General features: G+C 43.8%; 28 protein-coding genes and 1 tRNA gene. 21 read left to right on the top strand and 8 right to left on the bottom strand.

What is annotated here, in order from left to right; translation table 11 throughout:
• The first annotated feature begins 74 nt into the window (after window positions 1–74).
• From NST74_RS10585 to NST74_RS10595, 3 genes are read left to right on the top strand one after another with little or no spacing between them, the layout of a single operon-like run.
• On the top strand, window positions 75–1,211 hold the full coding sequence (locus NST74_RS10585) for a glycosyltransferase family 4 protein (protein ID WP_341111921.1): 1,137 nt from the start codon (window positions 75–77) through the stop codon (window positions 1,209–1,211).
• A 6-nt stretch (window positions 1,212–1,217) separates the two neighbouring features.
• Window positions 1,218–2,528 carry a metallophosphoesterase family protein gene (locus NST74_RS10590; protein WP_341111923.1) on the top strand — a complete coding sequence of 437 codons (1,311 nt, stop codon included), beginning with the start codon at window positions 1,218–1,220 and terminating at the stop codon, window positions 2,526–2,528.
• On the top strand, window positions 2,518–5,763 hold the full coding sequence (locus NST74_RS10595) for an AAA family ATPase (protein ID WP_341111925.1): 3,246 nt from the start codon (window positions 2,518–2,520) through the stop codon (window positions 5,761–5,763). The genes NST74_RS10590 and NST74_RS10595 overlap by 11 nt, the downstream gene beginning before the upstream one ends.
• Here the strand turns inward: NST74_RS10595 and NST74_RS10600 are convergent.
• Entirely contained in the window at window positions 5,750–6,862 is a 1,113-nt protein-coding gene (locus NST74_RS10600) for a YkvI family membrane protein (RefSeq protein WP_341111926.1), read from the bottom strand. The genes NST74_RS10595 and NST74_RS10600 overlap by 14 nt on opposite strands.
• A 175-nt stretch (window positions 6,863–7,037) precedes the next feature.
• Between NST74_RS10600 and NST74_RS10605 the strand changes: the two genes are divergently transcribed.
• The 3 genes from NST74_RS10605 (at window position 7,038) to NST74_RS10615 (ending at window position 8,364) form a co-directional block, all read left to right on the top strand.
• A complete protein-coding gene (locus tag NST74_RS10605; RefSeq protein WP_042126391.1) occupies window positions 7,038–7,610 on the top strand; it encodes a xanthine phosphoribosyltransferase in 573 nt (190 codons plus the stop codon).
• A gap of 100 nt (window positions 7,611–7,710) precedes the next feature.
• Entirely contained in the window at window positions 7,711–8,028 is a 318-nt protein-coding gene (locus NST74_RS10610) for a hypothetical protein (RefSeq protein WP_036689410.1), read from the top strand.
• Window positions 8,029–8,145: 117 nt separating this feature from the next.
• Window positions 8,146–8,364: a hypothetical protein gene (locus tag NST74_RS10615; protein WP_042126394.1), complete on the top strand. Its 219-nt coding sequence runs from the start codon at window positions 8,146–8,148 to the stop codon at window positions 8,362–8,364.
• A 63-nt stretch (window positions 8,365–8,427) separates the two neighbouring features.
• Here NST74_RS10615 and NST74_RS10620 read toward each other — a convergent pair whose 3' ends face one another.
• Window positions 8,428–8,874: a hypothetical protein gene (locus tag NST74_RS10620; protein WP_339290322.1), complete on the bottom strand. Its 447-nt coding sequence runs from the start codon at window positions 8,872–8,874 to the stop codon at window positions 8,428–8,430.
• Between the two features lie 186 nt (window positions 8,875–9,060).
• Here NST74_RS10620 and NST74_RS10625 point away from each other — a divergent pair.
• Window positions 9,061–9,144: transfer RNA gene (locus NST74_RS10625), tRNA-Leu, on the top strand.
• Between the two features lie 83 nt (window positions 9,145–9,227).
• On the opposite strand, the gene NST74_RS10630 is transcribed toward NST74_RS10625, so the two are convergent.
• The 4 genes from NST74_RS10630 to NST74_RS10645 are packed head-to-tail and all read right to left on the bottom strand — an operon-like array spanning window position 9,228 to window position 11,748.
• Window positions 9,228–9,758, bottom strand: a complete 531-nt coding sequence (locus NST74_RS10630) for a hypothetical protein (protein ID WP_341111927.1) — start codon at window positions 9,756–9,758, stop codon at window positions 9,228–9,230.
• Window positions 9,759–9,806: 48 nt separating this feature from the next.
• A complete protein-coding gene (locus NST74_RS10635; protein WP_042126401.1) occupies window positions 9,807–10,490 on the bottom strand; it encodes a hypothetical protein in 684 nt (227 codons plus the stop codon).
• A complete protein-coding gene (locus NST74_RS10640) occupies window positions 10,487–11,380 on the bottom strand; it encodes an ABC transporter ATP-binding protein (RefSeq protein WP_341111928.1) in 894 nt (297 codons plus the stop codon). Before NST74_RS10640 ends, NST74_RS10635 begins: the two co-directional genes overlap by 4 nt.
• Window positions 11,377–11,748, bottom strand: a complete 372-nt coding sequence (locus tag NST74_RS10645) for a GntR family transcriptional regulator (RefSeq protein ID WP_341111930.1) — start codon at window positions 11,746–11,748, stop codon at window positions 11,377–11,379. Before NST74_RS10645 ends, NST74_RS10640 begins: the two co-directional genes overlap by 4 nt.
• A gap of 231 nt (window positions 11,749–11,979) precedes the next feature.
• On the opposite strand from NST74_RS10645, the gene NST74_RS10650 reads away from it, so the two are divergent.
• Window positions 11,980–12,786 carry a class I SAM-dependent methyltransferase gene (locus NST74_RS10650; RefSeq protein WP_341111932.1) on the top strand — a complete coding sequence of 269 codons (807 nt, stop codon included), beginning with the start codon at window positions 11,980–11,982 and terminating at the stop codon, window positions 12,784–12,786.
• 9 nt (window positions 12,787–12,795) lie between these two features.
• Here NST74_RS10650 and NST74_RS10655 read toward each other — a convergent pair whose 3' ends face one another.
• Window positions 12,796–13,806, bottom strand: a complete 1,011-nt coding sequence (locus tag NST74_RS10655) for a S8 family peptidase (protein ID WP_341111933.1) — start codon at window positions 13,804–13,806, stop codon at window positions 12,796–12,798.
• A gap of 412 nt (window positions 13,807–14,218) precedes the next feature.
• Between NST74_RS10655 and NST74_RS10660 the strand changes: the two genes are divergently transcribed.
• The gene (locus NST74_RS10660; protein ID WP_341111934.1) at window positions 14,219–14,599 is read left to right on the top strand and encodes a hypothetical protein; all 381 of its coding nucleotides are present in this window, start codon (window positions 14,219–14,221) and stop codon (window positions 14,597–14,599) included.
• Between the two features lie 128 nt (window positions 14,600–14,727).
• Here the strand turns inward: NST74_RS10660 and NST74_RS10665 are convergent, their stop codons facing one another.
• Window positions 14,728–15,537, bottom strand: a complete 810-nt coding sequence (locus NST74_RS10665; RefSeq protein WP_341111936.1) for a MerR family transcriptional regulator — start codon at window positions 15,535–15,537, stop codon at window positions 14,728–14,730.
• Window positions 15,538–15,639: 102 nt separating this feature from the next.
• Here NST74_RS10665 and NST74_RS10670 point away from each other — a divergent pair, with 102 nt between their 5' ends.
• From NST74_RS10670 to NST74_RS10725, 12 genes are all read left to right on the top strand, one after another.
• Complete coding sequence (locus NST74_RS10670; RefSeq protein WP_341111937.1) at window positions 15,640–16,974, top strand: MATE family efflux transporter; 1,335 nt, start codon at window positions 15,640–15,642, stop codon at window positions 16,972–16,974.
• 193 nt (window positions 16,975–17,167) lie between these two features.
• A complete protein-coding gene (locus NST74_RS10675) occupies window positions 17,168–17,386 on the top strand; it encodes a hypothetical protein (RefSeq protein ID WP_341111938.1) in 219 nt (72 codons plus the stop codon).
• Window positions 17,387–17,476: 90 nt separating this feature from the next.
• The gene (locus NST74_RS10680) at window positions 17,477–17,959 is read left to right on the top strand and encodes a hypothetical protein (protein WP_341111939.1); all 483 of its coding nucleotides are present in this window, start codon (window positions 17,477–17,479) and stop codon (window positions 17,957–17,959) included.
• A 280-nt stretch (window positions 17,960–18,239) separates the two neighbouring features.
• Window positions 18,240–19,268, top strand: coding sequence for an ABC transporter substrate-binding protein (locus tag NST74_RS10685; protein ID WP_341111942.1), 1,029 nt, complete (start codon window positions 18,240–18,242; stop codon window positions 19,266–19,268).
• 16 nt (window positions 19,269–19,284) lie between these two features.
• On the top strand, window positions 19,285–20,274 hold the full coding sequence (locus NST74_RS10690) for a FecCD family ABC transporter permease (RefSeq protein WP_341111943.1): 990 nt from the start codon (window positions 19,285–19,287) through the stop codon (window positions 20,272–20,274).
• Between the two features lies 1 nt (window position 20,275).
• Complete coding sequence (locus tag NST74_RS10695; RefSeq protein ID WP_341111944.1) at window positions 20,276–21,055, top strand: ABC transporter ATP-binding protein; 780 nt, start codon at window positions 20,276–20,278, stop codon at window positions 21,053–21,055.
• A 44-nt stretch (window positions 21,056–21,099) separates the two neighbouring features.
• Window positions 21,100–21,627, top strand: coding sequence for a HugZ family pyridoxamine 5'-phosphate oxidase (locus NST74_RS10700; protein WP_341111945.1), 528 nt, complete (start codon window positions 21,100–21,102; stop codon window positions 21,625–21,627).
• Between the two features lie 3 nt (window positions 21,628–21,630).
• On the top strand, window positions 21,631–22,059 hold the full coding sequence (locus tag NST74_RS10705) for a DinB family protein (protein ID WP_341111946.1): 429 nt from the start codon (window positions 21,631–21,633) through the stop codon (window positions 22,057–22,059).
• Window positions 22,060–22,216: 157 nt separating this feature from the next.
• Complete coding sequence (locus tag NST74_RS10710; RefSeq protein ID WP_341111947.1) at window positions 22,217–22,627, top strand: MerR family transcriptional regulator; 411 nt, start codon at window positions 22,217–22,219, stop codon at window positions 22,625–22,627.
• 68 nt (window positions 22,628–22,695) lie between these two features.
• Complete coding sequence (locus NST74_RS10715) at window positions 22,696–23,607, top strand: alpha/beta hydrolase (protein ID WP_341111948.1); 912 nt, start codon at window positions 22,696–22,698, stop codon at window positions 23,605–23,607.
• A gap of 299 nt (window positions 23,608–23,906) precedes the next feature.
• Window positions 23,907–24,497, top strand: coding sequence for a TetR family transcriptional regulator (locus NST74_RS10720; protein WP_341111949.1), 591 nt, complete (start codon window positions 23,907–23,909; stop codon window positions 24,495–24,497).
• A gap of 65 nt (window positions 24,498–24,562) precedes the next feature.
• Window positions 24,563–25,495, top strand: a complete 933-nt coding sequence (locus tag NST74_RS10725) for an AraC family transcriptional regulator (protein WP_341111951.1) — start codon at window positions 24,563–24,565, stop codon at window positions 25,493–25,495.
• Window positions 25,496–25,500: the final 5 nt, after the last annotated feature.

The raw sequence follows: 25,500 nt of genomic DNA on the forward strand, positions 1-25,500 counted from the left end.
TCTACATATACACAACTATATCATAATTGCCAAGTCTTACTGTACGTAAGGCAATTGTAAAGGGGATGTACCATATGAATTTGCTGCAAGCGCTCTTCTTCCCGCCGGAGCAACCCGGTGGTGTATCATCCATGATCCCTTATCTTCAGGAAAGGTTCCGTTCAAGCCGCTGGGAGATGGATTTGTTTTGGTTACCTAAGCGGATTCGCAACAAGGGACATGAAGAAGTCAAATTCGAGACCTTTGATTGGACCCAGTTTGGGGAAAGTCAAATCGTTCAGAAATATATTCAGACCTATCGTGATTATCTATGGTGGACTAAATTACGAATGAGCAAGACATATGATCTTATCCATTCCCATCATCCAATTGCTGGTTTAGCAATGAAAAAAGTATTTCCAAATACTCCGTTAATTCAAACCTTACATTCCAGTTATGAGCGAGAGCTGATACTGAATGGAGCTATTTCTGATGGTGGTCTGGAGCATCAGTTTCTAGTTTCGCTTTACCGCGAACTTGAGCATGTAAGTGATCAGTTAATGACCGTGTCTCAAGCTTTTGCAGAGTATGTGGCGCCATATATTCAAGATCCTTCTAATATAGGAGTAATCCCGAATGGTTTTGATGAAAAAAGGTTTAAGCCAGTCCCGCATGACAACGCTATACCCCAGCTTGTGACTGTGACACGTCTGGTTCCAGCCAAAGGAATTGACACGTTACTCAAAGCCTGTGCTGAGCTTAAAAATCGCGGTCATGAATATGTACTGCATATTATCGGCGATGGACCTTCCCGTGCGGATTTGGAAAATATGGCTAAACAATTAGGGATTTATAATGAAACGATTTTTTATGGATATACGCTCCATCCGGAAGAATTCATGCCTTTCTTTGATATTTTCGTGCTGCCATCTCGGGCAGAAGCCTTCGGATCAGTGTTTGCAGAAGCGGCGCTTAGCTGCTTGGCTTTAGTTGGGACGAATGTAGGCGGGATACCGGAGCAAATTGAAGATGGTGTGAATGGTCTGCTCGTCAATCCTGATGATGAAATTGCACTTGCTGATGCTTTAGAGAAGGTGATATCCGATCCGGCTTATCGTTATGAGCTTTCTCGTTCAGCTTGGGATAAAGCGAAAAGCTTGTATTCGTTAACTCGTGTCGCTAATGAACTTAAAAAGACATACTTACAGTATCCCTCAGGAACGAAAGGGTGAGCAGCTATGATTCCATTTCGATTTCTACATGCTGCTGACTTACATTTGGATAGCCGTTTTGCCGGGCTGGCGTATATTTCGCCAGCCATTCGTTCTTATTTACGCGAGTCAACCTTCGTCGCCCTAGGGCGGCTTGTCCGCGTTGCGATCCAAGAGGAAGTTGATTTTATTGTCATCAGTGGAGATGTGTATGATGTTTCAGATGCTTCCTTACAGGGTCAGCTGCGATTTCAAGAAGCGCTCAAGGAACTTGGCCAGCACGGGATTCAAGTGTTTCTGATTCATGGTAACCATGATCCACTTGATGGATTGCGTCTGGCAACGGAATTGCCAAAGCATGTTACCGTGTTCGGAGGGGAGAAGCCAGATCATGCCACTGCTTATCGTCGTAAAGATGGTCAAGAAGTAGCTATTGTTAGTGGAATCTCTTATCCGACTGCGAAAGTTACCGACAACACAGCACTGACCTTTTCTCGAAAGCCTGGCAGCCGTCTGTTTCATATTGCTATGCTGCATGGAAATGTAGATGGTGATTTGGTGCACGAGACATATTCTCCTTGTAGCCGTAGGGATCTTATCGAACGGGGTTTTGATTATTGGGCGCTTGGGCATATCCATAAACGCAGTATATTGCATGAGAAACCAGCAATTGTATACCCAGGTAATATACAGGGACGCAGTATTAAGGAAACCGGACCAAAGGGTTGTTATGTTGTGGATGTTGATGAGGCTGGAAGTATTGCGCTCCGGTTTCATGAGCTTGATTATGTTCGCTGGCAGGTACGGGATCTATCCATTGAGGGATTAAGTCATGAAGCAGAATGGATACAAAGGGTGGAGCAGGTGATTGACGAAATCAGGGAGGAACTCCCGGAGCTGATGTCAGTGGTCAGATTTCGTCTGATCGGACGCGGGGACGTACATAAAGTATTAGCTGAAAAAGGAGCGGCAGAGGATCTGCTGTCTGAACTCCAGCGCCGTGAGGCGGTTCGGGCTGAACGTAAAGATTATAAAGGACTTGTCTGGGTGGAAGGATTCGCTGTAGAGTCGGGGTTAGCTATTGACCGTGAACTTTTATTAGAGGAGGATAGCTTTCTTGGAGAAATGCTGCGAATTACAGAGCGTACGGAACATTCAGCAGAAGCGCTTGAAGAATTAATAAACAGTGCGCTTAAGCCGCTCATGGAGAATCAAGAGCTGCGACAGCTGCTCTCGGTGACAAGTCAAGAGGAGAAGTTAAATTGGCTTCGTAGTGCAGCGGAACAGGGAATCACAATGCTCGGTGGAATGGAGGGTGCTCCAGAAGATGAGAATTGAACATTTGCAGATCCATGGCTTCGGACGCTTGCATAACCGAGAGATTGATCTATCGGAAGGCGTTACCATACTCTATGGACGTAATGAAGCAGGAAAAAGCACGACGTTGCAGTTTATTCGCTCCATGCTGTTTGGAATTCCAAGTCGTGGTAACCCTACGGAGAGGTATGAACCTATGCAAGGCGGCTTGCATGGGGGAATACTGAAGGCGCGTGATATGAATGGTGGTCTATGGACCATTCGTCGCCATACCTCTGGTGGTGAGGGCTCAGGAAGAAATGAGAAGCTGAACATCGCGGTTAATTATCCGAATGGAACGACGCAAGAGCTGGGACAAGCTGAAATGGAGCGTCTTTTGCTTGGCGGTATCTCTCGAAGCATGTTCCATCAATTGTTCGCGGTCTCTCTCGATGAACTGCAGGAGCTTGCCGCGCTTCAATCAGAAGAGATGAGCAGCTTTCTCTTTCATGCAGGGATGGGCGGCGGTGGAACGATCATGCGGGCGGAACGCCGATTGGTACAGGAAGCTGAGAAGCTATATAAACCTCGGGGCAAGCTGCAGGAAGCTGCAAAAATCGTTCAGGCTATTGAGAAACTAGAGCGCCAGATGGCGGAGAGCCACTCTTATCTTCCACGTTATAACGGTAATATAGCAGCAATAAAGGTTATGGAATCTGAGCTGGATCAATTGGAACAACAACGTAAGCTTACTGGAGACAAGCTTGTGATGCTTCGCAAAGCTCAAGATGTTCGTGAATTGTGGTTAAAATGGAGCGATGCGCAGCTCGAGCTGCAAGATCTGCCAGTGATAACAACCTTTCCTGAAGATGGAGCGATTCGCTATCAGGCACTTGAAGGTGAAATTCGAAATGCTCTAGGAGCAGTAACTCGTTATGAACGTCTGCAAAGTGAGCTTATGGATGAGCTGGCGCAGAATCCACCGGATGCGTTGTTAATAGCGCAGGGGCCTGCGCTGGAGCGGCTGGATCGCCATCGGAGCAGCTATGAAAACCTGCGAGTAGAAAGACAGCGGCTAGAAGGTGAATTGACCGCGCTGAATGAGCATTTGCAGCGAATTCTGCGAGGCATTGATATCAGCTGGAGCGCGGCAGAGCTGACTGCATTTGCGGGTGCAGCGGCAGATCGTGAGGCTGCACGGAGGTTTGCGGCGGCGTTCGCGAGTTATGATCGCCGCATGGAGGCGGAGGGCGCAGCGCGGCAGACGCTGCGATCCCGCTTGGCCGCTGCCTCAGCTTCGCTGCAGGCAGCAGAACGGGCGTTGGCGCGTGAGCACGCTACCGGCGCCGAATCTTTTGCGCAGCTGGCTCCGCGCAGCGCCCGTGAAGTGCTGCAGCTGTGGGACGAGCTGCAGCAGGCGGCCGAGCGCTGGCGCGAAGCGCAGCTCAGCGAAGGGCCGCAGCGCGCCCCCGGCGCCGGAAGTGACGGCCCTAGCGCGCAGCGCATGGCCGCGCTCTACCGGCGCCTGCTGTGGGCTGGGGCAGCACTAACTGTGCTGCTGCCCACAGCGCTGTGGCTGACCGGTGCTCCGCCGGCCAGCGCAGTGCTCGCGATCGGCCTGCTTGGCGCGGCCGATCTGGCCCTTTGGGCCGGCCTCAGCGGAGCGCGACGGCCGGAAACGTCCCCGCCAGGGCCTGGCGGGGACGCGGGCACAGCCGCAGCCGAGATGCTGCGGCTGCGGGGGCAGCTGCTCTCCGGGGCGGAGCCGGAGAGCGCTACGCCGGGGCGGCGGTCGGCCGCCCCGGGGTCCAGCCCTGACGCAGGCGGGCTGGAAGCCTCCATGAGGGAGCTTCGCAGGCTCATGGAGGCTTGGTCAGCTTGGCGGCAGCGCATTGAACGCTATGCCGCCGAGCGGGATGCCTGCCGCACGGAGCTGGAGACGCTGGCAGGCCAAGAGAAGCTGCTCGCGGAAGAAATGACCCGAGCAGAGACGGCTTTCACGCAAACTGCTGAGCAATATGAAGAGTGGCTGCGTGAGCGCAGATTGCCTGAAGGGTTGTCCCCGGAAGGGCTGCCGGATATCTTCGCAATGGTGGAGCAGGGGAACGAACTGCTGCGCCAAGAGAATAAGCTTTCTCTGCGACTAAAGCAGCTTGAAGCAGAGTGCAACTTGTTCGAGGAGGAGCTGCTTGCTCTCATTTATGAATCAGGTACTGATCCTTTAAACGAGTCTGGCGTAGCGGCAACTAGCTTTGATATGGACGCGCAGGATGGACAACGAAGATCTGCACTAACTTTACTGAGCTGGCTGGAACTTCGAAAAAGAGCTTGGGATGAACTGAAAAAGGATCTGGTTCGACGGGAAAGTATTCAGTCACGGTTACAGGAGCTTCTGGAGGAGCTTAAGGAAAGCCATAGAGTATTAGGTGAACTTAGAGAACAGCGTGAACACCTGTTGCATGAAGGCGGAGCAATAAGCGGGGAGGACTTCTTACGAAGATCGGCTGCTGTACAGCGGCGCAGTGAGCTGAATAAATCCATTCGTCAGTGGGAGTTAGCTATGTTTGGAGGCTGGGAGGATGAGCGAGTTGCCGCCCTGCAGGTAGTATTAGATCATCATGATGCCTCAGCACTTCAAAACGAGCGGATGGCGGCTGAAGAGCTGGCTGAACGGGAGGAAGAAATGTGGAACACCCTGCTGGAGCAACGAGGAAAGCTGCTTCAGGAAAGGGAATACTTGAAAGAGCGTTGTATGGAGGACTCCGTAATTCAGCAATTGGAAGAGCAGAGAGCCGCTCTGCGAATTGTGGCTGATAAATATGCAGTAGCAGCATTAACAGCCGAATTAATTGGAAGAACCCGCCGTATTTATGAACAGGAGAAGCAGCCGCAGGTACTATTGCTTGCATCCGACTATTTCTCCAAGCTGACGGAAGGGGAATACAAGAGAGTTGTTATGACTCTGGGCCATAAAGAGCTAAAAGCTGAACACAAAAATGCTGGACTAATCGACAGCGGACTGCTTAGCCGCGGGACGGCAGAACAGCTGTACCTTTCCATCCGCTTGGCACTGGCAGAGACGATGACTCGGCAAGTATCGCTGCCATTGCTGTTCGATGACCTATTCGTCAACTTTGATGAAGCTCGTCTTCATGCTGCTCTTTCACTGCTTGGTGAACTGTCAATCTCCCGCCAGATTGTAATGATGACTTGTCACAAGCATGTGGCGGCAGCGGCAGCGCGAATCATTCCAACAGCAGCAGTTATTTCCGTGTAACTGGTTTTATGGATACAAGGCTGTTCCCTTTTCCACTCGAACCCGATGAGGAATCGATACGTGGTGGAATAGACCATGGCGTTCGTAGCAGCATGACAGCCCAGACCAAAGATAAAGCTCCGAATATCGGGTAGAACACGGAGAGAAGAGAGCTAAAGCCAAATTGGCTCAGTAAATAACAGACCAACATCAGAATTGGTGTAATTAATGTGGGTTTAACGGGAATTCGTTGTTTTAGCTGCATGGTGACGCCATAAATGTCGGCAACAAAAGTGCTGAAGATCTCCATAAAGATCAGCAGCAAATATATAGTTTGTACTACAGTACCCAGCCGGATGGCGATGTTACCCATAGGGATTTCAAATTGGAGAATCCCAGGCATCTGTGAGCTCATCGCGAAATGCGCGGCGATCAACATAAAGCCGATCCCGGCACCACCTATAATACCGCCCCAGACCAGAGATTTTTCTTCATCTGTGTGACGAGCCATCGGAACTAATACGGCTTGAGCCATACCTAGATTGAAGGCGGTGTAGAGCAGCGGCGACATCCAAGCGCCAAAGATAGATCGATCATTTTCTAGGAATAGGAATCGTTCTGCTCCTGGAATTTGAAACGTATTAAAAATAATGAGGAGTGATAGCGTAAGCATTAGCGGGACAATCAGACTGTTCATTTGCAGAATGCCGGAAATCCCCCGTTTAAGCAGAAAATAAGAACCAACCAACGTTAGTATTAGCCCTGTTTGATAATGAAATCCAAGATGCTCTTGAAAAATAGCTCCAGCCCCTGCAAGCATAATACTGTTGACACCGATCAGGATGACCATCGTGAACAAACTGATGGTGCTTCCGACTTGGTCACCAAAGAGATGACGGTTAAAGTCCTCATAAGATTCTGCTTCTATGCGCCGAGCGATGACCATCATTTTTGTACCCAGCCATATGAACAGTATAGTAGAGAGCAGGATGGTCAGGACTGCCCAGTGTCCGTAACGAGTGAAGAATTTTAATATTTCTTGACCGGTGGCGAATCCGGCTCCTACAATGGTGCCGATATAAGTGAAAGCGATCTGCATTGTTCGGACATGTGATTTCATGGCTGCCCTCCTAATCGTTTTAAGAAGCAAAAGAAAAATCATAAGGAGTGCTATGCAGGATTGCCTTGTGCACTCTATATAGTACAGGTTATGATGAGGATCAGTAGGACATGACTTCCGTGATTCATTTGTACGGAGCGTCTGCGATTATAAAGGGTATTGGAGGTTCAAAATCATGGAAGTATTGAAACAGCGGATTTTGGAGGAAGGTGTCGTCGTTTCGGATGAAGTGCTGAAGCTGGATGCACTGCTGAATCATCAGGTAGATCCGCAGCTTACGATGGAAATGGGACGGGAGTTTGCCGGGAGGTTTGCGGACTGCGGAATTACACGTATTGTGACCGTGGAATCCTCGGGCATTGCCGTGGCATTTGCCACCGCATATGAGTTAAAGGTGCCGTTAGTTTTTGCACGCCGCAAAAAAACGCTCCTAGCAGATCCGGACGCACTTTGTGAAAGAGTTCCTTCGTTTACGAAAGGTATTGTTACCGACATCATGTTGTCTCGCCAATTCATCTCCCCGGAGGATAAAATTCTCTTTATCGATGATATTATTGCTAATGGTGATGCAGCACGCGGGCTGATTAAAATTATTCAACGCTCTGGCGCTGAGCTGGTTGGTCTTGGCGTTGTAGTGGAAAAAAGCTTTCAGGCAGGAGCTCGAACGATCAAGGAGCAGGGGATCCGGTTGGAGTCACTTGTAAGAATAACCTCTCTTAGCGGGGGCACCATTGAATTTGGAGAATAACCCGAATTTGGAATAAGAACATGCCTATTTTTAAACAACTGCTTTTCACCCTATAGATTTTCCTTTATAATAAAATCAGACATAGGGAGGAGGCGTCACAATGGGGAAAGAACCGGTGACTGAGCAATTTTTTATTGATAAATTAACCGAGGCCAAGGATCACTTCGAGCGTGCGCTGGATTGCAAACACACGGAATTCGACGATCTGTATCCCTATATGATTGAACATCCTCAGTTTTTTTGGTACAAACGCTATGTAGCTTGGTCAGAGCTTCTGACAATCAAAGGTTTGTGTGAGGAACTTTCCTTCCCTTGGAGGGAGAAATTCACAACTAACCAAGTGGAGTATCTGGAGCAACGTGTGATGTCCGCTAAAGTTCTTGACTTCTGGTTTGAGAAGAATGAAGCGCTGATATAAGAATGCTTTAGTAGACATGCAATTGGTCAATTGCTTATACGAGACCCAGATGACTTTTCATTTGGGTCTTTTTTCTGGATGAATATAGGATAAGCTATATAGAGGGAGGGATTTATGTTGATTAGCGATGAACAATTGGATGCGTACCGAATTTCCGGTGAGAAAATTCGTGTGGTGCGTGATGGCATAGAAAGTAATGATGTAAAGGGGATTGTTCTGGCTTGGGACGATTCGCAGGTGATGATACGTCGCCAGAATAGACGGGTAGTAAAGCTTGATCGGAATTATCTATTCCAACCCTTCAGCGAACCAAGGAAAGCTCCTGATAATATATAATCTTGGCAGCATAAACAGCTCCTTACCCAAGTGGGTAGGGAGCTGTTCTTTATTTATGGTGGATTATATGGTTAGTGCTAGCTGGGTCTCACTTTCTTCTCTGGAAAGCATGGAGAGCTCTGTGGATAGGCCGAGATATGCGCGCATACGCAGCAGCATCTCTCTACGGAATCCTGGCCATAATATATTCATCTCACCTTGATATCCTCTACAGGTGTACAAGGCCTCGACGCCCCGTTGATCTTGGCGAACGGTTGTGACCTTCAGATCATGTGAGCTCAATTCGCGCGTAACTTCTTGAAGCATTAATGAGGTCTTCTTAGTGGCACCAGACACGAGCTCCATATAAAGCTGAGGGGTCTTAAACAGACCACTCTTACTGATTACACGGCAGTCACGTTCGAACACTTTATGAATAAACGTTAGCAGCAAATAGCTTCTGACAAGGGACATTTCTTCTTTCGTAACCTCTTCATCAACCATGGATGTCTTCAACTTTGTAGTCGCCATTATAAATCACCTCATTTATATTATGCGAACTTTTGTTCTCATTATACCTTATATTCGGAAGTAAAAGCAATAATTATCCATAAAATAATGAATGATTAGAAAAGCTAGAGAATATATTGACGCATTAATCTCAGCATGGTATGATCTATCTTGTGACGCAAGATAGATATGTAGTCATTACGATGTGCGGTCGTGGCGGAATTGGCAGACGCGCACGGTTCAGGTCCGTGTGGTAGCAATACCGTGGAGGTTCGAGTCCTCTCGACCGCATCACTAGAAACTCCCTTGAGAAATCAAGGGAGTTTCTTTTTTGTGAATATAATTAATCCGAGGCAACTGGAGCATAATCGTATCTAGATCGATAAATATCGAATTAAGCCTAATAGGGCATAGGCAAACAGAACTGTTCCAGTACCAATGCCTGTAATTGCACTGTTTGCGACGTTAAGCTTTTTCGATATGAATAGTGATGCGATAGAGACTGCAACAAGAAGTGCTGCTAAAAGGTATAAACTGAAATCATTAAAAACACTATTTAAGCTAATAAAATGAATTCCTACAATAAAGGCAATCCAAGGAGCAACGTAATCATTAAACTTACATTTCAACAATATAGAAGCTCCAGCACCTGCCACAAATAATTCAATATAGACAGAAATTAAATAATTATCAAAAGAGGTCTTGTCATTTAAAACGGAAGGAGCATCCCAGTTCGTTATACTTAAATAGATACCAATCAAGCAGATGAGAAGGGATACACCAGAAGCTATGCCAATATATTTACGCCAGCTGGATCTGGGGTTTTCTTGTGCCCAACCAAACCAACTAAAACTAAACATACCGAATATAGAAACATACATGGCGTAATCCCTCACATAATCCATAAAGGTACCTCCTACACCTACAATATTTAGAATATTCGAGGCAGTGCCTTACACTGTAGACTTCCGAAGCATCCAGAACGATAAGAGTGCATACAAGACCGTCAAAGGCATGGTCCACAAGGCAAGATCAAATGCGGTATGGCTGGCAAACCAATTAAATAGATCTCCCCACCACCGATAATACGTCATTAACAATCCAGCGACACTGTACAGAATAAACATGACTGCCGCGAAAATGAAAAGACCACTTCTACCAAATCTGCGGAAGATACTGGATATAACAAATCCCCAATAAAACATATGCAACATGATCATAAAATAGATCCACAGCTGTTCTAGGACAGTACCATCATTCAAGTATGGTAGGTGAAAATAATGTAGCTGCACACCCCATCCAGGTGTTAAATTGTTTTCTATAACGGATAGCAGGAACAGAAGAAGGGAGAAGCCGGCACTTGTAATAACAGCCATCAAGGAGGTACCGAAGAAATAATCCGTTCTCCGTAGACTTAAGCCTAAGGCAAAGGGGAAAGTCTGCACCAAAATGATGATACCTATGACAAACATATAAATAAAGATAGAGACTAGGCCACCGGTATACATGGGTTCTTGCATGAAAAAAGCTATGATAAGATTAACGAGAAAACTGGACAATAATATGATCCAAGGCATAAATAACCAAAACCATTTATCCTTGTAGTGCATTTTTAATATCCCTGTCATATGGTTCATTGTACTGCCACTTCCTTTCCTTGAGATCTTCTATTTGTAAGATGGACAATTAACTGTTGTAAAGATATGGGGGAGATCTCCAGACCAAGCATCTCAGCACGTGATAGATCTGTTGAGTTTAAGCCGACTACAGTGGCAGAAAGTAATCCGCCAAAAGGTTCACGAGAGATGACATCTTTACTGGAGATGAACTCTTCGACCTTCGCAGTTGCACCAATCACCTTAGCGGCTCGCCCGCGAAGAGCTTCAGCATCCTCATTAATAATAATCTTACCGTTGTCGATAACAATGACATGCTCTAACAATTGACTTACCTCGTCAATCAAATGTGTAGACAAGACAACTGTTCGTGGATATTCTGAATAATCCTCAATCAATCGATCGTAAAACAGGCTTCTTGCTACAGCATCCAGACCTAAATAAGGCTCGTCAAAAATAGTCAGCGGAGCGCGGCTGGCAAGGCCGACTACAATACCCACCGCCGAGAGCATTCCTCTGGACAGCTTCTTTATTCTTCTTTTTAAGGGGAGATTAAAGTCCTTGATTAAGGATTGGGCGTAGTCCCGATCAAAGTTAGGGAAAAATAACGCGGATACCTCTAGAACATCGATAATACGGTACGTATCCGGATACTTTTGGCTTTCCTTAATGAAGCAAATCTGATTGAGTACGCGGTTATTCTCGTAGGGATGTTCTCCAAATACCTTCAAATCACCACTTGTAGCAAATAACTGGGCTGTGATCATGTGCATGATCGTTGTTTTCCCCGCACCATTTCTGCCAAGCAGTCCATAGATTTTATTTTGCTCCAAAGAAAAACTAACGTCTTGGATGACGGTTACCTTTCCATACGACTTGGTTAGCCCCTTGATCTCAACGATTTCATTCATGACCGATTATCTCCCCTCTGAATCATCTTCGTTAATTGATCCAACGTTATTCCTAATTTCTCAGCTTCACGGATCATAGTTACAACATATTGCTCATAAAATTGCTCTTTTCTCTTCTCCATCAATACTGCACGCGCTCCAGAAGCAACAAACATTCCGATACCTCGCTTTTTGTACAATATTCCCTGATCCACTAGCAGATTCACACCTTTCGCAGCCGTTGCCGGATTGATCTGGTAGAAAACAGCAAATTGATTTGTTGAAGGAACCTGTGATTCCTCCAAGAGTGTTTCTTCGATGATGTCATTTTCTATGCGTTCGGCGATCTGCATAAATATCGGTCGTGTATCATCTATTAAGTTTCCCATGTATTCACCGCCATGTTCATTGGTTAGTTAGTTATGTAATTAACCATATATGCAACGAACTTATTTGTCAATCATTTCTAAGTGCATTTTTTTGATTCCTGAGTCCAAATACAGCGAATTAGGCGTATCGGCATAAATAAAAGGCTGAGCGGATTCAATCCGAACAGCCTTTTATTTTAGTGGGATGTCTGCTATGATTTTGTCCTATTAGAAACAGAGAAGGGTGAAACTATGAATGAATATGGTTCGAATTTATTTAAAGGTACTGCGGTGTACTATTCAGAATATCGACCACAGTATCCTTCATCCCTTATTCGGTTCTTGATTCAGCATTTTTCGCTTAACGGAGAGGGTCGTTTACTTGATTTAGGATGTGGTACGGGTCAGTTGGCACTAAGATTCAGTGATTGGTTTGAAGAAATGATAGGTGTAGATACGGAAAGTGAAATGTTGGATGAGGCGAATCGTCTATCAAAAATTCACAGAGTAGGTAACGTTAGTTGGAAGCTGGGTAGAGCAGAAGAGCTGCTGAGCGACTGGGGCTCCTTCCGTCTTACCATTCTCGCCAAAGCGTTTCATTGGATGGATAGGGCGTCCATTCTTGAAATTCTATATCATTGTTTGGACGATAATGGCGGTCTAGCCATTATTGATACTTTTAATGTTGAGCAAGAACCATTATCTTGGCAGCTTAAGGTAAATGAAATAGTGAAACGCTGGTTAGGTAACGAAAGGATAGCAGGAGACAGCACCTATACTCATCCTAAAGAAAGACATGAGGACATTGTTGCGCAATCTAGTTTTAAAGATGTGGAAAGACTGGTTTTACCCAGTTATTCAATCACATGGACCGTGGATTCGATTATTGGTAATTTGTATTCCACATCCTATGCATCTAAGCGATTATTTGGAGATTACATAGAACGATTTGAAGCGGATATGAGATCTTCTTTATTAGAAATTGAACCTACGGGTAAATTTACTGAAGAGTTATCCGTTTCTGTTATCACGGCGTTTAAGCGAGAAATAAAGTATTAAAAAGCAAAATCACAATAAAAATCTCGCATTGATCTCACCACAGCCCGCTGTGTTAGGGGGAAGTTTCAGAGAGAATGTGTTCTTCTTCAGTAGGGCTTTCACTTGCTTTGGAGATAAAGATGGATTTCTCTGCAGCAATTGGGCGATAACACCTGAGACAATAGGTGTTGAGACGCTGGTACCGGACAGCACAAAGTAATCCTTCGCTATCCGCAAGTAAGGAAGTTCACGATCCAGTTTGGATCCGGGAGCACGAAGAGAGATGATTGTTTCACCGGGGGCAACGAGGTCTGGTTTCTTATGCCCTCGCGGTGCAGGACCACGGCTGGAATACCAGGTAATCCGGTCGTCCTTTTGTGTGAGTGTGCGGCGATCATCCACTGCACCGACAGTAATTGCTGAAGGACTAATACCAGGAGATTCGATCGTACTTCGCTTAGGGCCGCTATTTCCTGCCGCTATTACAACTGTAAGGCCGGCTCTAATTGCTTGTTCTACTGCTTGGCATAGTGGGTCATCGGCACAAGTTGAATTGACAGTACCTCCGAATGACATTGAAAGGATACGCAGCTTTAGTCGCTTGCGATTTGCAATGCACCACTCAATTCCTTTAATAATCGTGGAGTCATATCCGTCGCCGTTTTTATCGAGTACTTTAACGCCAACGATTCCAGCCTTTGGAGCAGGGCTTTTGTATTTCCCTTTGCTCATCCACCCATTACCTGCCGCATCCCCTGCAATATGAGTCCCATGACCGTTATCGTCATAGGGTTGTTTTCTATGATTGACGAAATCTTTAAAAGCCACGATGCGGTTACAGGGCTTAATCAGATCAGGGTGTCTATACACGCCTGTATCAAGAATGGCAATGTGGATCCCTTTACCGGTAAGCCCTTGTTTCTTCTGGACGGCGGTAGAACCGATGGAGGGTGTTGCTATATTAAGGGATATTTTTTTGATTCCATCTACATAGATTTTCTCAATCCCATGCCAATCACACATCTGTTTCAGACAATTCATCGAAACTCGTGATGCTACAGAATTAAGTATGGGGAGGTGGTGTTTGATAGGAAAGTCATGTAATTCTAAATGCTTTTGTAATGACTTCAGCTGGGCTGGGGTCATTTTTTGTTTGAATTTGATAATGATAGGAATTTTAGCGGTTGCACCGCGAGGGACTTGAGATTGTTGAATCCTTTTTCTCAGCGCCCTATGGATTTTTAAACCATGTTGTTCTACCCATAATTGTCGACTCATTTCTTAATGGATCACCTCACAAATGCATTATATGCATCACTGATCCAGTAGGTACGAATCTATGAATCTATGAATCTATGAATTAGGAATTAAGTACATTTCTCGCTTAATAGGTAATAGTGAAGTCAAGAATCATAAATCTTGCATCTACTAACGTATCCTAAAAAAGAAAGTAGTGATGCAAATGGTGACCATTAAGAAGCCAGTTAATAGGCAAGCCGCTGTGGCGGCGAGAGCCCTCGCAGCAAAAAGAGTGAAAGCTGCTGCAACGAGAAAGAGACGGAGAATTAAACAGACATTGGATAGATTTATTGTTGTCGCTATTGGTACAAATGCAAGTGGCACACCTAAAGCAACTACAGGCTGGACAGCTTCATTACGAGCAGGCACTACTACAGTAACTGCTGATTTCGACGAATTTGGTGTAGTAAGATTCCCTACAATTACCACCTTAACAACGGTAGCTTATCTGCTTACATTAAGAGATGAGAACGGAGCTACTATCAGAAGTTTTAACGTTCCATCAGACCGTGAGTTTTTTGTGGCTAGATTTTAATTCGAACAAGCCTAGACCATTTTTTCAAAGCAACAGCATGTGTCGATTTTATATCGGCACATGCTGTTTTGCTTACTCTTATATTAATTGGGTCTTTTACGAGTGTCCATACCAAACCACGACTATGATCATGCAGATGTTAATAATACTTGAATCTCATAAACCCACTGAAACATTCCGGTGAAAATGACGGACTGGATGACGAATGGAATCTCCGTGTTGTATTCGGCTTTAGCATGTGCAGCGATATTCTGTATCGTTTCCATTCTCTGCTCCTCCGAGCAATAACCATAGAGATAAATCCCTTCAGGTAATATTGATATGCAGTCGGATTGTTCTGGGTAATTCTCACAAACTACAAAAAAGACAGATGAATTCTCACTAGGCTCTAAAGTAGTCATAATATTTGCACGTAGATCAAAAGCGAATGTATCTTTTGGTTCATCTTCAAGCTGTCGATTCAATGCATCCTGCAGTTGATGGAAACTTTCTAGGTTGGGTTTCTGTAGGGAGTGGATTTTTACGATCGCTCTTTCTCCCAAAGCCTTGGTTGAAAAATGGGTGGGGGATAGAGATACATCGGATAAACAAGCTTGATTTTCATATTGTTTTCGTAAAGCTCTAAGCTGTGATTTTGTCTTATTCAACTGCTTGATTTCCTGTTCAATTTCCTCGTCCTTTGTTTTAAGAAAATTAATAATATAATCGAGATTATCATTCGTAAATACATCTTTAATCTTATGAAGCGGCATATTCTTTTTTTTGCAGAAGTTGATGACATCGAGATAAATAAGCTCTTTATCTGAATAGTAGCGATAACCGGAGGAGGGATCTACTTTTGCAGGCTTCAGCAAGTGGATTCGGTCATAATGGCGTAAGGTTTCGATAGTTGTATCTGCTAGTTTTGCTGTTTCACCAATAGAATAATAGTTGTTCATTGCATTGTTCTCCCGTTGACTCTTGTGTTACCCAAGAGATTATAGTGTTCATTGTACTGATTTTTATCTAAAATTTCAAAACAGTGAATGGAGAATGAGAAGATGAAGACAACAGAACTTGATGTATTAAAAGATCCAATTTCCAAACTATTTCGTGGTTACGCAATCCCCGGGATCGTAGCTTCGCTTTCTATGTGTCTGTACGGAATTATTAACGGAATTATTTTGGGGCGTTTTGTAGGACCTAATGCACTAGCTGCAGTGAATATGGCTTCACCGATTTTTAATATTATTTCCTGTATAGGGATCTTAATTGCCATAGGAGGAAATACATTAACTGCTATTAGCCTAGGAGAGCAGAACAAGAAAAAAGCTAATCACTACTTCAATAATGCTTTTTACGCCCTGCTTATGATTACCGTGGCTATTTTCATAATGGTAGTTTTTTTTCCTCATGTACTGGCTAGAATCGTTGGAGCGAACTCAGTGCTTTTTCCAATGGTTGTTGATTACATACGGACGTTTGGTTTATTTGTCGTGCCTGTAATTTTTAATATTTTACTTGGTATTTCATTGCAATCCATTGGCAAACCTCAGCTTTATATGTTCGGTAATTTACTTAGTGTAGTCTTGAATATTATCTTGGATTTGATTTTTATCTGTGCCTTAGATATGGGGATTACCGGTGCAGCTTTGGCGTCTGGGATCAGTGCAACGGTTGTTTTTATATTATTTTTTTCGAAATTCATCTCAAAGGAAAGCTTTTTAAGAGTAGGTAGATGGAAAGTGGAGTCAAAAGCAATCGGAAGGATGATTTATAATGGCTCCTCAGAGGCGATTACGCAATTCAGTGCAGGTTTTTCTTTTATGATCTTCAACTGGATTTTGATCTCTAAATTTGGTGAAATAGGCGTATCTTCATTTGCGGTAGTTCAGTATATCTCACTAGTAGTTAATGCAGTTATCATGGGCATGTCGAGAGGGTTAGGGGCCATTAGCAGTGTAAATTACGGAGCCAAGGAGTACAGTCGTATATCAGAGCTTATTGCCGTGGCCATTAAAATAGTTACATCGGTTGGTGTGGTTTGTACAGCAATACTGATTATTTTTAAATCCCCCTTAATTTCTCTTTTTGTAAAAGACAATCTTCAGGTCATGAATACATCAAGTGAGATTATCATATTTTATAGCTTTAATTTTATTTTTGTAGGTGCCAATATTATAATCAACGCCTTCTATACGGCCATTAATAATCCCAGAACATCCGCAATTTTGGCAATTTTACGGTATATCTTGCTGATTGGAAATTTCTTTGTCCTCCCTTTAATGTTGGGTAATATCGGTCTATGGCTTTCCTTTGTAGTGGCAGAGATAATCTGTGTCGTGGTAAGCTATGTTTGTTTGAAAAAGACAATGTTAAAGTGGAAATTCAACTAGTCTACAGCAGAATAACAGAGGAGTTTTGAAGTGGCAGCCACTGTGATTTAGACCAGTGTGTTCTCTATCGTATATTTCACTGCTAACTATTATAGGGATGATTATTTTTCTGACCGGAAATTAAAAAGCAAAATCAGAAGAAGGTTCCATAATTAAGAGCCAAGATTTTATAAATGCAGAGGAGATTAACCCGATGTCGCAAGAGCTTGATTTTTCATTAGTAAATACCTATTATCATATTTCTCCGGATGGTGCCGAGAACCCACTGGCTGAAATGCCTGCTACAGATTTCTTTGAAATGGGTCAAGTAAGAGGTTTGATGCAGCAAGCAGGGGAAATCGTTCAGGCACACGGCCTGGAGTTACCTGCATCTTTTTTCGGGACATCACTATGTAATCTTTGTTCTACTTAACTGATTTTTCTGGCGCAATACAATAAGATTCTGGACTTATCCTTGGTGCGTTTAACTTTTCAAATAGAGGCTCACGAGGATCATGTACATTTGGGGTATAAGATTAAGGAGTTACACTATAAAGATGTCCCGGAGAAAGAGCAGGAGTCGATGATCCTGAAGGACTGGGAAGTATTTATTATACATACAGTCACACCTGCCGTAGAAGCCATCGCAGCAGCTGCAGGGGTTAAATCAGCCATGATCTGGCAACAATTTGGCGGTGAAATAGGGATGTTAAGAGAGTTCATCGCTCAGAATGAGACGCGTGAAGAAGTGTTGGAGAGATTTAATCGTAATTTCTTGCTACTATCGGAATCCATCTCACCAGAGCTTTTTCACAGAAATAGAAATCCATTTAAGCATACGATTCGCTATACAGATAATCCGTACCAGGCAGGAGAGCAACTAGCGTTACGTTCTTCCTGCTGTCTCTACTATTGCCGTGAAAATGGCGAAAAGTGTTATGTATGCCCAAGGTTAAAGGAAGAAGAGAGGGAAGAGAAAAGAATGAAAATCCTCGCAACTCTATAAGTAAATTAGGTTTCTTATGCAAAATAACCATATCCCTTGGATGTGGTTATTTTTTTTGAATAACAGAAAGTAAAAGGTTTGCATCATACTTAAGTCTGATATTTTACTAGAAGGATCGTCCTTTTTAAAAGGATGAGAAAGGCGTTTTTGCTAGTTTAAAATTAAAATAAAATGGTTGACACTTGATAATGATAAACATTATCATAGGAGTGGTAGGTGAGAATGAAAATCATTGTCACTAGAAAGAACGTATAATTATACATACTCGGAGGGATAGATTTTGAAGAAATTATTAGTACTTATGGTTGTTGCAGCGCTTACTGCAATGACTGCATGTTCGTCAACCAATACAGCGGACAATCAAACAAAGAATGCAGCAACAACGAATACAACTGCCAAAGAAGCGAATGCAGCGAATACAACAGAAGCAACGAATACAGCGGATACTGGAAAGGAATTCAGTCTGGAGAATGATGGTGTAGATGAAGCATTGTTCAATGAAGCGTTAAGTCAATTCCCGGCCATAGTACCTCAGCGTATTGTTACTACTTCTGTACCCTTAACAGAAATGCTCTACTTGCTTGGAATCACACCAGTGGGTGTGCCAACCTCTACCAATCCAATTCCTGCTGATTTTGAAACGATAGATAAAATTGGTTCACCTATGGCACCGGATCTTGAAGTAGTTACAAAGCTTGAGCCGGACTTGCTGCTGGGAGCGGAATCGCTTCGAAGCACGCTAGATAAGACACTGGAAGGCATGGATTTACAAAAAGCATATCTACGTACAGAATCCTTCGAGGATTTGAAGCTTAGCCTTAAAGTATTAGGCACTTATTTTAACAAAAAAGATGAAATGAATGCGGCTTTGACCAAGATTTTGAATAAAGAAAATGAGCTAAGTAAATTAGCCGAAGGAAAAGAACTACCGAGCGTGATGCTCGTTATTGGTACCTCGGATTCCTTTATGGTGATGAGTGAGAAATCTTATTTAGGTAGTTTGGTGAAGAAGCTTGGTGCAGATAACATTGCTACTTCTGTACTTAACGTTACAGAAACTTACTCCCCAATTAATATGGAGAACATTGTAGCCGCTGACCCAGACGTTATTCTTGTACTCGCTTCAGGTGATCATGGCGCGACAAAGGATAAGTTCAAAAAAGAAATTGAGAAGAACGAAACTTGGACAAAGCTTTCTGCTTACACTAACGATAAAATTTACATGTTAGATTATAGTGTGTTCGGTGTGACTTCGATTATTAATGCAGAGACAGCACTGACTGAAATTGCAAAATACTTCTATGAATAATTAAAGGAGACAGCAAGTGATAAAAATATCCCGCAGCAGAATAGTTGTTATTGTAACGGTTATATCAGCGCTCGTTGCCGCAATTATTGCAATCGGACTTGGCTCTGTATTCATTCCGGTATCAGACATACTCAGCACGATCTTTAGTTCATCGTCTAAGGCGGTGAACGCCACCATCATATGGGATATTCGATTGCCACGCGTATTACTGGCGATGATCATCGGAGCGAATATAGCGATTTCGGGCGCACTGCTGCAAGCTGTGATGGGTAACCCACTTGCTGATCCTGGACTGACGGGTGTAACTAGTGGTGCGGCTGCATGTGTTCTTGTCATAATGCTTGCTGCACCTCAGTATACTCAGTTCATTCCGATAGCTGCTTTTGTTGGTGGACTTATTGCTGCCGGCATTGTATATGCATTAGCGTGGAGACGAACCGGCATTTCGCCGGTTACCATTATTCTATCTGGTGTTGCTGTGAATGCGCTCTGTGGAGGAGTTATTGGACTCTTAACAATCATGTACAGTGATAGACTTCCTGCAGCGGTTCAATGGCTTAACGGCAGCCTTGCAGCAAAAGGGAATAATGCCTTGATGATGGTCCTTCCATATGCCATTGTAGGTTGGATCTTATCGTTTTTCGCGATTCGTAAGGCAAATATCATTCGTCTGGGTGATCAGGTTGCTTCGAATCTGGGTGAAAATGTGAACCAAATTCGTATCCTGCTCTCCTTGCTAGCCGTATTTCTGGCGGCTATTTCTGTAGCAGCCATTGGAATGATCGGATTTGTTGGTCTTGTTGTACCGCATATGGCGAGAATGCTCGTTGGTTCTGATTATAAATATCTTTTGCCGATGAGTATGGCGCTTGGTGCATTGGTACTGTTGATTGCAGATACGGGTGGACGTACGCTATTCGCACCACTAGATATTCCTTCGGGTATCCTAATGGCTGTGATTGGTGGGCCTTATTTCCTATACCTAATGAGAAAGAAGGTGTTCTAACATGTTTACTGTAGATTCCATTTCGATTCGGTATGAGCAGAAAAGCGTGATAAACAACTTCTCTTTTTCCGTAAAAAAAGGTGAAATCGTCTCTATCATAGGACCAAACGGCTCTGGCAAATCAACACTGCTCAAAGCGGTATCACGGCTAATTCCATATCATACGGGTACGGTTACCCTCGATGGTACGGATCTGAAGTCCATGAGCGCCAAACAAGTCGCACGAAAAATGTGCATGCTGAGCCAGAAGAATCAAGCGCCAAGTGATATGACTGTGATCGATCTAGTCTCATATGGCAGGTATCCGCATAAAAAGTGGTTCGAAAGATTGAATCAAGAAGACATGGATATTGTAAAGTGGGCTCTGGAGAAGACACATTTGGTGGAATATAAGGACCGACCTGTAGCTTCATTGTCAGGAGGAGAATCACAACGTGCCTGGATTGCAATGGCTTTAGCGCAGCGGCCTCTGATCATGTTGCTTGACGAACCAACAACGTACTTGGATATTTCACATCAGCATGAAGTGCTTGAGCTCGTTCGTGAGTTGAATCAGGACATGGGGATGACCGTAGTAATGGTTCTGCATGATCTCAATCAAGCTTCTACTTATAGCGATAGCATTGTTGTAGTGCAGGCTGGTGAGAAAGCGATGTACGGCACACCCAATGAAGTCATGACAACAGACATGATCCGGGATATCTACCGAATGGATGCGGAAGTTCAGTATGTGCCTACAGAGAAGAAACCTCGTATTCATTTACTCAGTACCGTTCGATAGATTCATATTGTGATTACATTACATATTCATGGAGGGATTTTTTAATGAAGAAGCCTGTAGATATTGAGAAAAATAAAGAAAACTACTTACAGTTTATTAATAAGCGTAAAAATCTGATTTTGAGTTTAATTGATGATGAAGGTAAGCCTTTCATTAGTTATGCACCTTTTGTAAAGAAAGACGGCAAGCTGTATATCTATATTAGTAAGATTGCAGAGCACTATGGCTATATGGAAAATAATGATTATGTGGACGCCTTCCTGATTGCGGATGAGTCTGAAACCAACAATAAATTTGCAACTGAGCGTGTGCGTTGGAGTTGTACTTCAAGTAATATCGGTAATGATGGACATGAGGATATCTTTGAATTGTTTAATGCGGATCATGGTGAAGCCATGTTGAAATTGCTGCGCGGACTGGATTTTTCACTGTTCGAATTGACCCCTCAGAAGGGGCGTTATGTTGTTGGCTTTGGGTTGGCGTTTGACATCGACGTGGATGCGAATTTGTTCAACCATGTTGTGATTGATAAGAAGAAAGACGAAGAAGCAACCGTACAAGGGAGCAAATAGCCGATGACTATTACTTCAGTACTGCCCATCTGGCAAGCGGTTCAAGAGCGATTTCATAAAATGGTGAAGGCATTGCCGGAAGAGGACTTAAATCTTAAATTAGGGAACTCCACCATCGGAGGTTTGATTTCTCATAATGCCGAGGTAGAATTTATGTTTGCAGAGTGGTTCTTTGGTAAACCTAAACCTCAAGCCGATGATACAGCGTATACTACATTAAGTGAATTGGTGGATCTGCTGTCTGCTTCCAACGAGAATCTGATTGCAGCGATGCGGGAGCTTCCGGAAGATGCTTGGCATGTGAGTGTAGAATCGGCTTTTGGCACATCTACTCCACTTGAAGCAGTAGGTAGACTTATGTATCACACAGGCATTCATGCCGGACAGATTTCTCTGATACAGAAAAATGCGGTTCGAAGTGAAATGTTGTAAAGTAGAAGAATAGAAGGAATGGGAAAACGGCAGAAATGCCGTTTTTTTGTGTGTAAATATGGAGTTTTTAGTTAATTTCGAGTAGTTGTTATCTCTCTTCGGATACTCTCTGGAGTTGTGTATTTGGTATAATATAGGGAATTCCAAGGGGGCGTATATGATGACGGAGTACTTGAGAGGCCAAATGGCCAAAATGGCGAATGTGAATATGGAGACGTTAAGGTATTATGAAGAACTTGGACTGATTAGCACTCCTTTACGTTCGGAAGCCGGATATCGTCTTTATTCTGAAGAAGCGCTTAGTCGACTAACGTTTATACATAATGCTAAGCTATGTGGGTTCACATTAAAGGAAATTAAAAAGGCACTGTTAAAATCGGAAAGCAGCGGCATTAGCATAGATGATTTTGTAAACGTTGTAGATAAAAAAATGGATAAAGTTCGTAACGAAATAGTCAAACAGGAAGTGAAGCTAGCAGCCCTCGAAGATTTAAGAAGAAATTTGCTAGCAGCAGATAAACATCCAGGTGTACAGTCGACGTTAGAAATACTAAAAATGGAATCTTAACTTGACCTTGTAGTCTCCTACAGGCTTTACAATTTGGAAAGAAGAGATCTGTAGGAGGGATTATAGATATGGAAAAAACGAGTATAGAACAGCTTACAATGATCAAAAATTATCTGAACCAAACGAACCGATTTGAAAGTAGGTCTGTAGAGCAAATCCGGCAAGGAATGGCCGAAACGGCTGCGAGCCTGCCAAGTCATTCTGATGTTAAAGTTGAACAGGCTATAATCGGGTCAATGCGTGGAGAGTGGATAATACCTATGCAGCCAGTGCCGCCTCAGCATGAAGTTATCCTTTATTTTCACGGTGGTGGTTTTATTGCGGGCACTTGTGAATTTTATCGGGATTTAGCAACACGAATAGCAAAAGCTAGCGGCATGAAAATTCTAACTATTGAGTATCGCCTTGCGCCCGAGTATCCTTATCCCGCTGCTAATGAAGATTGTATAGAGGCTTATCAGTGGTTGCTTGCGAATGGATATTCTGCCAATGGTATCGTGTTTGGAGGAGACTCTGTTGGAGCCAGCCTTGCGCTAATGACACTGATTAGTTTGAGGAATGAGGGGAGAGAGTTACCAGCGGGTGCCTTTTTAATATCACCTCATACGGATCTTGTTTATCTGGACGGAGAATCTTATCAGAGTCGAGCATTGCTTGATCCGACAGGTAGCTTAGAGGGGAGTAAACGAATACTTAACGCATATGTAGCCACATGCTCAGAGTTGGATCCAATACTATCGCCATTAAGGATGGATTTACAAGGATTACCTGAGTTACTTGTTCAAGTAGGTGATCATGAGGTGCTTTTAAGTGATTCAACGAGGTTGACTGAACGGGCGAAAGCAGCGGGTGTTCAGGTGGAATTGGAAATATGGGAGAATATGTGGAGTGTTTTTCATTTCTTAGCGTACATGCTCCCAGAAGCGCAGCAGGCGATTACGAAGATCGGTAAGTTTGTCAGAGGGAAGCTGGATCAGTGAGAAAATAGATGAAATAATGTACTTTTGCCTTCTTGAGAGATCAGGGAGGTTTTTTTGTTATCGGGGAAGGGATAAACTTCACATCTTTAGGCAAGTTAACGGACTGTATAGCTCTTATTGGCATGTAAGAATGCCGAAAAGGATGTGATTTGGTTTACCAAATACGTACCTAAGTTTAATTTGTGAGAGTCTATACTGACCATGATTTTACGAATGACAAAGTGATGATATTGTCAGTTTGTTTTTGATTGTTATATGCTATGATAATAACCACCAGAGATAGAGCGAGGGGAATATATATGTCGAATGATCTTCCATTATCTAAAGAAAACATTTTGGATGCAGCTGAACAAGTGCTCCGGCGTTTTGGCCCGGATAAGACTTCCGTTGTTGATGTAGCGAGAGTGCTGAAGGTTAGTCATGGTACGCTATATAGACATTTTTCAAGTAAATCTGCTTTACGAGAGGCGGTTACCGAAAGATGGTTGCATTACAATATTTTAGACCCGCTAAAGGTCATTACTGAGCAATTTGATGGGACTGCCAAAGAGCAGCTGCGTTTGTGGCTGGATACTCTAATCCGCAGTAAACGAACCTATGCTGTAGATGATTCCGAAATGTTTGCAATGTACGCCTCCGTAACTTTAGAAGCGGTAGATATGATTACCCAACATGTAGATCAATTAATTGAGCAAATCACACGCATTATTGAAAAAGGTATACAAACCGAGGAGTTTAGAGCGTTGGAATCAAGGGTTACAGCAAGAGCGATTTTTAATGCTACATCACGCTTTCACCATCCAGCTCATGCGAAAGAGTGGCTGGCAGCTAAGATTGATCAGGAATTTAACGCCGTGTGGGATTTGATTCTTTTCGGAATTTCGAAGTAAATGTAACGGCAGCAGCTTGTATTCCATAAAGAGGCCAGTATACAATGGGAGCGAACAAAGGAGGGATGAACTTGTCAATCCAAACCAGCTTCCGCCGAGCCAATGCTATATGTAACCGACATGCTACAAAAATTCAAGGAGCCGGCTTGTCCATAACTATTTTATATTGGGGTTTCATGCCGGCTCATTTCGATAATTCCCTCCACCGCCATTCTTTTTTTGAAGCTTGCTATGTGTTAGATGGAGAGGGGAGCTATTATGAACACGACAGGGAGTATAATTTAGTAAAAGGAACGGCGTTTCTGTCTACGCCTGGCGTATGGCACCAAATTCGAAGCACATCCGGATTGACATTATGCTATGTCGCGTTTGAAATGGATGAATCGCTGACAGAGCCGTTTTATCTCGAAGCGTATCGACAGCTTGCTGAACGAGGAAATAGTGTTGTTAGGGGGGCCAACTTCTCTTTGACAGGACATTTGTGGCAGGCGTTACTAGCTTTGTGTGCAAATTCAGTCTCAACCATTCCGCTAGCCCTGGAACAAGTCGCGTACTCGCTGCTGTTGTCCTTCCCCGAATTGCATGGCTTGACCCTTATCGCGGGTGAAAGTGTTCAACAACCGATTTCTCCAGGGCATGCTTTATTTAGGCAAGCCAAGCGTTTCATTGACGATAATTTAAGCAACGAGCTTACGCTTGCGACCGTCGCGACTCATCTACATATCTCTTCCCGGCATTTAACCCGATTATTTCAGGAGTATCTCAGTCAGTCCTTCGTACATTATATTCAGGAGCGCCGGATGCAGCATGCATCGCAGCTTCTGCTTAATGATTATGTACCCATTAAGGACATTGCGTTACAATGCGGCTTTCAGTCCGTGCATTACTTTACCCGTGTCTTTACCCGCGCGCTTGGCGTATCTCCTGCCAAATTTCGCCGTTCACAATTCTCCGAAGGCCGCTCCGGCAACATTCATTACCCTCCGAAGATGTCCTGATTGTA

Origin of the sequence: Paenibacillus sp. FSL F4-0125, assembly GCF_038008565.1 — a bacterium.
Taxonomy (GTDB): domain Bacteria; phylum Bacillota; class Bacilli; order Paenibacillales; family Paenibacillaceae; genus Paenibacillus_AQ.

Coding starts and splice junctions, on each gene's coding strand:
- NST74_RS10585 (WP_341111921.1), top strand. CDS start 75: ATGAATTTGCTGCAAGCGCTCTTCTTCCCGCCGGAGCAACCCGGTGGT.
- NST74_RS10590 (WP_341111923.1), top strand. CDS start 1,218: ATGATTCCATTTCGATTTCTACATGCTGCTGACTTACATTTGGATAGC.
- NST74_RS10595 (WP_341111925.1), top strand. CDS start 2,518: ATGAGAATTGAACATTTGCAGATCCATGGCTTCGGACGCTTGCATAAC.
- NST74_RS10600 (WP_341111926.1), bottom strand. CDS start 6,862: ATGAAATCACATGTCCGAACAATGCAGATCGCTTTCACTTATATCGGC.
- NST74_RS10605 (WP_042126391.1), top strand. CDS start 7,038: ATGGAAGTATTGAAACAGCGGATTTTGGAGGAAGGTGTCGTCGTTTCG.
- NST74_RS10610 (WP_036689410.1), top strand. CDS start 7,711: ATGGGGAAAGAACCGGTGACTGAGCAATTTTTTATTGATAAATTAACC.
- NST74_RS10620 (WP_339290322.1), bottom strand. CDS start 8,874: ATGGCGACTACAAAGTTGAAGACATCCATGGTTGATGAAGAGGTTACG.
- NST74_RS10630 (WP_341111927.1), bottom strand. CDS start 9,758: ATGGATTATGTGAGGGATTACGCCATGTATGTTTCTATATTCGGTATG.
- NST74_RS10635 (WP_042126401.1), bottom strand. CDS start 10,490: ATGAACCATATGACAGGGATATTAAAAATGCACTACAAGGATAAATGG.
- NST74_RS10640 (WP_341111928.1), bottom strand. CDS start 11,380: ATGAATGAAATCGTTGAGATCAAGGGGCTAACCAAGTCGTATGGAAAG.
- NST74_RS10645 (WP_341111930.1), bottom strand. CDS start 11,748: ATGGGAAACTTAATAGATGATACACGACCGATATTTATGCAGATCGCC.
- NST74_RS10650 (WP_341111932.1), top strand. CDS start 11,980: ATGAATGAATATGGTTCGAATTTATTTAAAGGTACTGCGGTGTACTAT.
- NST74_RS10655 (WP_341111933.1), bottom strand. CDS start 13,806: ATGAATTGTCTGAAACAGATGTGTGATTGGCATGGGATTGAGAAAATC.
- NST74_RS10665 (WP_341111936.1), bottom strand. CDS start 15,537: ATGAACAACTATTATTCTATTGGTGAAACAGCAAAACTAGCAGATACA.
- NST74_RS10670 (WP_341111937.1), top strand. CDS start 15,640: ATGAAGACAACAGAACTTGATGTATTAAAAGATCCAATTTCCAAACTA.
- NST74_RS10675 (WP_341111938.1), top strand. CDS start 17,168: ATGTCGCAAGAGCTTGATTTTTCATTAGTAAATACCTATTATCATATT.
- NST74_RS10695 (WP_341111944.1), top strand. CDS start 20,276: ATGTTTACTGTAGATTCCATTTCGATTCGGTATGAGCAGAAAAGCGTG.
- NST74_RS10700 (WP_341111945.1), top strand. CDS start 21,100: ATGAAGAAGCCTGTAGATATTGAGAAAAATAAAGAAAACTACTTACAG.
- NST74_RS10705 (WP_341111946.1), top strand. CDS start 21,631: ATGACTATTACTTCAGTACTGCCCATCTGGCAAGCGGTTCAAGAGCGA.
- NST74_RS10710 (WP_341111947.1), top strand. CDS start 22,217: ATGATGACGGAGTACTTGAGAGGCCAAATGGCCAAAATGGCGAATGTG.
- NST74_RS10715 (WP_341111948.1), top strand. CDS start 22,696: ATGGAAAAAACGAGTATAGAACAGCTTACAATGATCAAAAATTATCTG.
- NST74_RS10720 (WP_341111949.1), top strand. CDS start 23,907: ATGTCGAATGATCTTCCATTATCTAAAGAAAACATTTTGGATGCAGCT.
- NST74_RS10725 (WP_341111951.1), top strand. CDS start 24,563: ATGAACTTGTCAATCCAAACCAGCTTCCGCCGAGCCAATGCTATATGT.